Annotated in this window: 8 protein-coding genes; 5 read left to right on the top strand and 3 right to left on the bottom strand. The window is 40.0% G+C overall.

Annotation, left to right across the window (positions count from 1 at the left end; genetic code table 11):
* Together LF817_RS18395 and LF817_RS18390 are read left to right on the top strand one after the other, a co-directional pair.
* The coding region (locus LF817_RS18395; RefSeq protein ID WP_253937276.1) for an IS3 family transposase at nt 1-109 on the top strand (109 nt) is incomplete at its 5' end.
* A 777-nt stretch (nt 110-886) separates the two neighbouring features.
* The gene (locus tag LF817_RS18390; protein WP_253937275.1) at nt 887-2131 is read left to right on the top strand and encodes a DNA polymerase IV; all 1245 of its coding nucleotides are present in this window, start codon (nt 887-889) and stop codon (nt 2129-2131) included.
* 37 nt (nt 2132-2168) lie between these two features.
* Here LF817_RS18390 and LF817_RS18385 read toward each other — a convergent pair whose 3' ends face one another.
* Nucleotides 2169-3185 carry a S8 family peptidase gene (locus tag LF817_RS18385; protein WP_305882265.1) on the bottom strand — a complete coding sequence of 339 codons (1017 nt, stop codon included), beginning with the start codon at nt 3183-3185 and terminating at the stop codon, nt 2169-2171.
* Nucleotides 3186-3457: 272 nt separating this feature from the next.
* Between LF817_RS18385 and LF817_RS18380 the strand changes: the two genes are divergently transcribed.
* From LF817_RS18380 to LF817_RS18370, 3 genes are all read left to right on the top strand, one after another.
* The gene (locus tag LF817_RS18380) at nt 3458-4018 is read left to right on the top strand and encodes a beta-class carbonic anhydrase (RefSeq protein ID WP_253937273.1); all 561 of its coding nucleotides are present in this window, start codon (nt 3458-3460) and stop codon (nt 4016-4018) included.
* Nucleotides 4019-4511: 493 nt separating this feature from the next.
* Nucleotides 4512-4724, top strand: a complete 213-nt coding sequence (locus LF817_RS18375; RefSeq protein WP_253937272.1) for a hypothetical protein — start codon at nt 4512-4514, stop codon at nt 4722-4724.
* A gap of 70 nt (nt 4725-4794) precedes the next feature.
* On the top strand, nt 4795-5103 hold the full coding sequence (locus LF817_RS18370; RefSeq protein WP_253937271.1) for a MerR family transcriptional regulator: 309 nt from the start codon (nt 4795-4797) through the stop codon (nt 5101-5103).
* A gap of 38 nt (nt 5104-5141) precedes the next feature.
* Here the strand turns inward: LF817_RS18370 and LF817_RS18365 are convergent, their stop codons facing one another.
* Nucleotides 5142-5756, bottom strand: a complete 615-nt coding sequence (locus tag LF817_RS18365) for a DedA family protein (RefSeq protein ID WP_253937270.1) — start codon at nt 5754-5756, stop codon at nt 5142-5144.
* 16 nt (nt 5757-5772) lie between these two features.
* Complete coding sequence (locus LF817_RS18360; RefSeq protein WP_253937269.1) at nt 5773-6597, bottom strand: undecaprenyl-diphosphate phosphatase; 825 nt, start codon at nt 6595-6597, stop codon at nt 5773-5775.
* Nucleotides 6598-6610: the final 13 nt, after the last annotated feature.

Below are 6610 nucleotides of genomic sequence, written 5' to 3'. Positions count from 1 at the left end.
GGCTTTATTTGATTATGTCCACTGGTACAATCATATTCGCATTCATGGCACTCTCAACTACCTTAGTCCTATAGAATTTAAGAAGAAACACCTTAATGAAATTGTCTAGTTTTGTGTTGACAATCCATTTCCCTCCGCCCCTCTGCCATATAAGTATCTCGAAACCACTTAATGAAAAAGCAAACTGATTCTCATAGTAAGTGCTCATGTTGAAAAAAACTTGTTATAGAGCTCTCTATTCTCAAAGGACAGAGATGAAAGACGCTTCTTCTGAGTGAATGTGGTTCTTTTTCTCACTAACTTCGTATGGGGAGGAAAACTGTGACGCTCCATTTTATAGGCGATAGCGCTTTGTTCAGCAGCGTTTGGACTGGAGTGAGCTGATAAAGGGAACGTGAGATGTATCCTTTTCGAACACAAATGAAGGAAATATCATCGGTGGCTATTTGTGGAGCATGCATAAAATAGAATGGGTAAGAATTATCTTATTTTGTGGATTTCGAGAAGCGCATATAGTGAAGGGCGGCGGGGAATGGTGAAGACTCCTGTGGGAAGAGAGTGCTGGGTGAGATCCCACAGGACGGGACGTCCGAGGAAGCTCACCGCGCTCCCACGGAAAGCGAGCCATTCCCCGCCGCCCTTACTCACTCACCAAATGTCTCGAAATCAAGTCTTCCACTATCCTGCCATATTGTTGAATAACTCACTTATCAATATCAACAACCACCTTTAACATAGCCATGTTTAAAGTTATATTTACTACGAAGTTAATTAATGGACTTTTGTTGACAGCTCTTATGGTTTTGGGGAGGTATGTCATCGGATTCAAATGACCTAAAGTATGATACAATGTTAGAACGAACGTTCGAATAAAGGAAGGATGGCCATGTCGAAATGGTACCCGAAAAATGGCCGAGTCATTTTTCATGTAGATATGAATAGTTTTTATGCTTCAGTAGAAATGGCTTTCGACCCTTCTCTGAAAGGAAAACCGTTAGCGATTGCGGGCAATCCTGAAGAACGACGGGGAATCGTTGTGACTAGCAGCTATGAAGCCAGGAAATACGGTGTGAAAACGACAATGCCTGTTGGTGAAGCAAAAAGGCTATGTCCTGATCTCATAGTCATGAGACCTACATTCGATAGGTATCGAACAGCTTCGAAGGAAATGTTTAAAATACTTGCTGACGTGACGGATATGGTGCAGCCAGTATCTATCGATGAAGGTTATATGGATATTACCGAATGCAAGGACCAGGGGTCACCACCTGAGATAGCAGAAAGGATTCAACACAGAATTTTTCAAGAGTTGGATCTTCCTTGCAGTATCGGGATTGCACCCAATAAGTTTTTAGCTAAAATGGCTTCTGATATGAAAAAACCGATGGGAATAACGATTTTACGTAAAAGAGAGCTGGAAAAGCAGTTGTGGGTATTGCCAATAGAAGAAATGTATGGGGTGGGAGAAAAAACGGCTGAAAAACTTCGTAAGATTCATGTGAACACGATCGGTGATTTAGCCCGTCATTCACCGCTAGAATTAAAAAATCTTCTCGGTATAAATGGAGAACGACTGCAAAAAAGAGCGGCCGGAATTGACGATCGGCCCGTAGATCCTGAAGCTGTCCACGAGTTCAAGAGTATTGGTACTTCGACTACTCTCGCTCAGGATACGACTGAAGATCTAGAAATACGTCAAGTATTCCGTCGGTTAACGAATAAAGTTGAAGCTCGGATGAAAAATAAAACTGTTCTAGCCAGAAATATTCAAATTACGATTCGCTACCATGACCGGAAAACGATTACTAGAAGCAGACAGCTTCAGGATTATATTTCGACAAGCGATCAGTTGTTTTATGCAGCGGTTCAGCTTTTTGATGAGCATTGGAATCAATCTCCCATCAGACTACTTGGGGTAACGGCTCAGGACCTGGTGGAGAAAAATGAATTGACTCAGCAGCTTGACCTTTTCAGCTATGAACAGCACGCCAGCAAAGAGAAACTCTATAAAGTAATGGAAACTTTGACTGAAAAGTATGGAAAAGGTACATTCCAGCGGCTGAAAAATCCAACTGATCCTACAATTACTACGAGTTTCCAAAAAGATTTTCTAGACGATTATAAAAAATGAAGCCGTCTGTATCAGCTTTTGATACAAACGGCTATTTTTACGATTTTTTTGATGAGACAGATAAATCTTCCTTCGCCGGTATGTTGAACGTAGTGTTGAAAGTTTGGAACAGTTTTTCGAATTGATCTAGTATAGCTAACGCTAGGAGCCCGTTTCCTTCCGCTGATTTTGGATAGCCTAAAGGTATAGTCCTTCTCACAAGCTGGGCGTACAATTCACTTTCAGTAAGCTTCCGATCGAATTGTTTCTCAGCGATATTTGCGACCAAAGCCAGGGCTCCAGTCACATGAGGAGTAGCCATGGAGGTCCCTGATAACTTAGCATATTTTCCTTCGGTGTATGTGGACAAAATATTGACTCCGGGTGCAACTAAATCGATTTCATCATTTGTATTGCTGAAAGGAGCTATTTCTTTATTAAAATTTATAGCTCCAACCTGAATCACCTCGTTGTAGCCTCCGGGATATGCGAATTCATCGGTTTCTGGCCGGTTATCTCCTTCATTTCCAGCTGCGCATACTACTGGAATCCCCTGGTCTATAGCGCGTTTAACTGCTTCATATAGTTCAGGCACATCAGTAGGCCCACCTAAAGACATCGAAATGGCTCTTACCTTTTCACCGTCAGGACCTTCCCAATCGATGGCGTGATGGATGCCGTCGATGATCCACTGATAATCTCCGCTGCCGTCTTCGCTTAATACTTTGATGATCAGTAAATCCGCTTCTGGAGCCACGCCGAAAATACCATTTTCTTCGGCGCAGCAAGCCGCAATAGTGCCTGCAACGTGAGTACCGTGACCATTATTATCATCATAGTTGTCGGCCTCTCCATTAAAATCGGATGTAAAATTTCTGCCATCAATAATTCTCTCTTTTAAGTCAGGGTGATCTCTTTGACACCCTGTGTCAATGACGGCTAACACGTTCCCTTTACCTTTTTCTGAGTCCTCCCATATTTCAGGTGCCTGAATCATTCTGACCCCTTCAGGAGTTTCGTTTCTGGCTTCAATAATTTCCTCAACTTCAAATGGTATCAATCGAATTCTGCTCATATTCATCCCCCTTTGAAAATTGAAAAGCATTTTTAATCGGGTCAGCCTAGGTTAGGATAATCGACATTAACGAATAAAGGTACATATGTAATATTTTACCCTATACAATGTAGATGAAACGATAGGAAAGCCCTAAATATTTATGTGTAATTAGGATGATTTTATAAGAAAAATCAAATTAAGCGGGTGTCCGATGCTCTAATAACTTGGCAAATTGTCGAAAAATAGATATTATAGAAAAAAAGATCAAAGAAAAGCTGGGAGGAATAATTGTGAAATTACTTGATGAAATACTTACGCATAATGAACAATTTGTAGAAAATAAACAATATGAGAAATATCAAAAGGGTAAATTCCCTAATAAAAAATTAGTCATTATATCTTGTATGGATACTCGATTAGTCGAGCTGCTTCCTAAAGCTATGAATGTTGGAAATGGTGACGCCAAAATCGTCAAAACTGCCGGAGCCATCGTTTCCCACCCGTTCGGAAGCATTATGCGTAGTATCCTTATAGCTGTCCACGAACTTGGGGCGGAGGAAGTATGTGTAGTTGGACATTATGATTGCGGAATGGCCAGTCTTGAAGCGGACGGTACGCTGCAGAAAGTCAAAGAGCGAGGTATTGGTCAGGAAGTAATTGATACCTTGAACTATTCAGGAGTGGATCTTGAAAAATTCCTTCGCGGCTTTAATAATGTAGAAGAAAGCGTGAAAGAGAGTGTAGCAACAGTGAGCAACCATCCTTTGATGCCGAATGAAGTTCCAGTCCATGGATTAGTAATCGACCCAGAAACGGGTAAACTCAGTGAAATTATAAATGGATATAAGTAAAAAGAAGCGTCCAATCAATTACGATTGGACGCTTCTTTTTACTAATAGGCTACCTTGAAAATAAATACTGCGTCTTTGTTTCGAGTTCCAAAATATAATGTTCGTTCGACCTTTATTAAAGTCACTGAATGAACGTTTCTAGTGGTCCTCCACAAGAAAATGAGTGATTTTCCTGAAGTTCCGAAGCTGTCACACATAACGGAAAAAGTTCAAACATTTCAATACTGAATAATCAAGAAAAGGAAGTTTATATGAACTTAGGTAATAAATGATTGTATGTTATTATTCCTAACATTGTGTAAGATTAAACGAAAAACCATGTTAGATTTTCTGACATTTGAACTGACATTCTTGCTTTAATGTTTTATGATGATAATAACAAAAGATAAAAAGGAATGAAGCTCCTGCTTCATAAGTACCTGATAGTCATTCCATTTTAGCATCTGTCCTGTTTTTTTTAGTTTTATTTTCAGTAAAGAGGAGGAACTCTTAAATGGAACATAAGAACTTTCAAGAAGAAGAGAATTACGATTGGATCATGGAAGTCTCCGAGCCCAACCAGTTAAGAAAAGCAGTGAACGACGTAAAACTTTGTTATATAAGAAAGTTGATAGATGCAGGAATTTTATCAGCTTCTGAAGAGCATTCCTGCACACTTACAGTCAGTCAGCTTAAGTCAATGGTCACCCAAAATAAAATTGTGTAAATGTGAAATTCCAGAGGGAGGAGGTATCTAATCCAATTCATACTAACATAGCTGATTAAAGGAGTTTATTATGTCTTCTTACAAGGATAAGAAAGTCATTACGATAGGAATTGTTAATGAAATCACAGGCTTGTCATGCCGCATGATTCGATATTATGAGTCGAGGGGGCTGATTTTCCCTGAAAGAACGGAAAGGGGTACAAGGAAGTACTCATTTTCTGATATAGAATTATTAATGGAAATTGCAAATAAACGGGAAGAAGGCATACAAACCTATGAAATAAAAAAAGAACTTCAAAATGAAAACAAAGACCGAGAAGTCCGGGATCATATGATTCGGGGGCAATTGAATGCTCAATTCAATCTAAAAAAACTATGAAAACATTCGCAATTCGTCGTAGAATTGCGAATGTTATTTTATTTGCCGGCTTTAAATCGGCTTCTCATCTTCACAATTAGAAGTAAACTGGTGAGAATAGCAGCTGTGCTGATAAGAATAACAGAGTAAGTTTGCATATATTCTGAGATTTTCCACCACGATGCGCCGAGTTGAGCTCCGATCAAGATGAGCAAGCTGTTCCACAATAGAGTTCCTAACAAAGTAAAGACAAGAAACTTAGTCATTGGCATACCGGTCACACCGGCCGGAATAGAAATTAAGCTTCTAATGATAGGGATGAGACGGCAGAAAAAGATAGTCCTTCCTCCATATTTTTCAAACCATGTCATGGCCTGGTGAAGGTTTTCCGTCGTCATTCTAAAAAAACTTCCGTATCGATCGATAAAGCTTTCTAATGATCTGATTTCGATGATTTTTCCGATATAATATAGAACGATCGCCCCTGTAATCGAACCTGAGGTAGATAGGGCAATCACTCCCAATACGGTCATGGACGTTTGAGTCGTCATGAAACCACTGAAAGTCAGAATGATTTCAGATGGAATGGGAGGGAATACATTTTCAATTGCTATCAAGATAAAAACACCATAGTATCCATAAAGATCAATGAATTTAATGATCCATTCTTCCACTTTAGAAATCCCTCCGCTAGAAATATAAAACGTATACAACGACGGCCAGCACTATGCGATACACTGCAAAAGGAATCAGCTTAACCCTTTGAATAACACGTAAGAAGAAACGGATAGACAGCAAAGCAAATAGAAAAGCTGTGATAAAACCAATCATAAATAATGGGAGGGCGTGCCATGTGAAATAACTCCAGTTGTTCAATATTGATATAAAACTTGCCCCGAACATGATCGGCACCGCCATTATGAAGGTGAAATCAGCCGCAGCACGATGACTCATGCCCATCAATACCCCACCGGATATCGCGGCCCCTGAGCGCGAGAACCCCGGCCATAAAGAGAAGCTTTGGACAAGTCCTACCGTAAAAGCTTGGCGATAGCTCATATCATCTACTGTATCGGTGAACGGCGTTTTTAAGCTAATCAAATCCGCAACGATCATTAATGCCGCTCCGACTACTAATCCTACAAGAACAGTTGAGGTAGAAAATAGGTAATCATCAATATAATCTTCGAACAATAACCCTAAGATCGTAGCTGGCAGAAGACCCACAATGATATGACTGATTTTCAGTTTATTTTTAATAGCTTGTTTTCTGCCCATTATTGAGCCGAGCATGTCTCTGAACCTGTCCTTGAAAACAATGACAACGGCCGTAATTGAACCGAGCTGGATAAAGACTTTAAAAGTATTAGCCCCATACTCCGTCAAAAAACTTCTCGATTGCAGCCATAGGTCGTCTACGATAATCATATGACCTGTGGAGGAGACTGGAGCAAATTCAGTTAAACCTTCTACCATCCCCAAAATGATCACTTTCACTAATTCAATCATATCCATTTAACTTTCTCCT

The sequence above is a fragment of the Halobacillus sp. A1 genome, assembly GCF_024189295.1.
Taxonomy (GTDB): Bacteria; Bacillota; Bacilli; order Bacillales; family Halobacillaceae; genus Halobacillus_A.
The sequence above is the reverse complement of the archived record's forward strand: the minus strand, read 5'-3'. Positions and strand labels throughout refer to the sequence as shown.

Excerpts from the sequence above, each read along its gene's own strand:
- LF817_RS18390 (WP_253937275.1), top strand. The coding sequence starts at position 887 with ATGTCGAAATGGTACCCGAAAAATGGCCGAGTCATTTTTCATGTAGAT.
- LF817_RS18385 (WP_305882265.1), bottom strand. The coding sequence starts at position 3,185 with ATGAGCAGAATTCGATTGATACCATTTGAAGTTGAGGAAATTATTGAA.
- LF817_RS18375 (WP_253937272.1), top strand. The coding sequence starts at position 4,512 with ATGGAACATAAGAACTTTCAAGAAGAAGAGAATTACGATTGGATCATG.
- LF817_RS18370 (WP_253937271.1), top strand. The coding sequence starts at position 4,795 with ATGTCTTCTTACAAGGATAAGAAAGTCATTACGATAGGAATTGTTAAT.
- LF817_RS18360 (WP_253937269.1), bottom strand. The coding sequence starts at position 6,597 with ATGGATATGATTGAATTAGTGAAAGTGATCATTTTGGGGATGGTAGAA.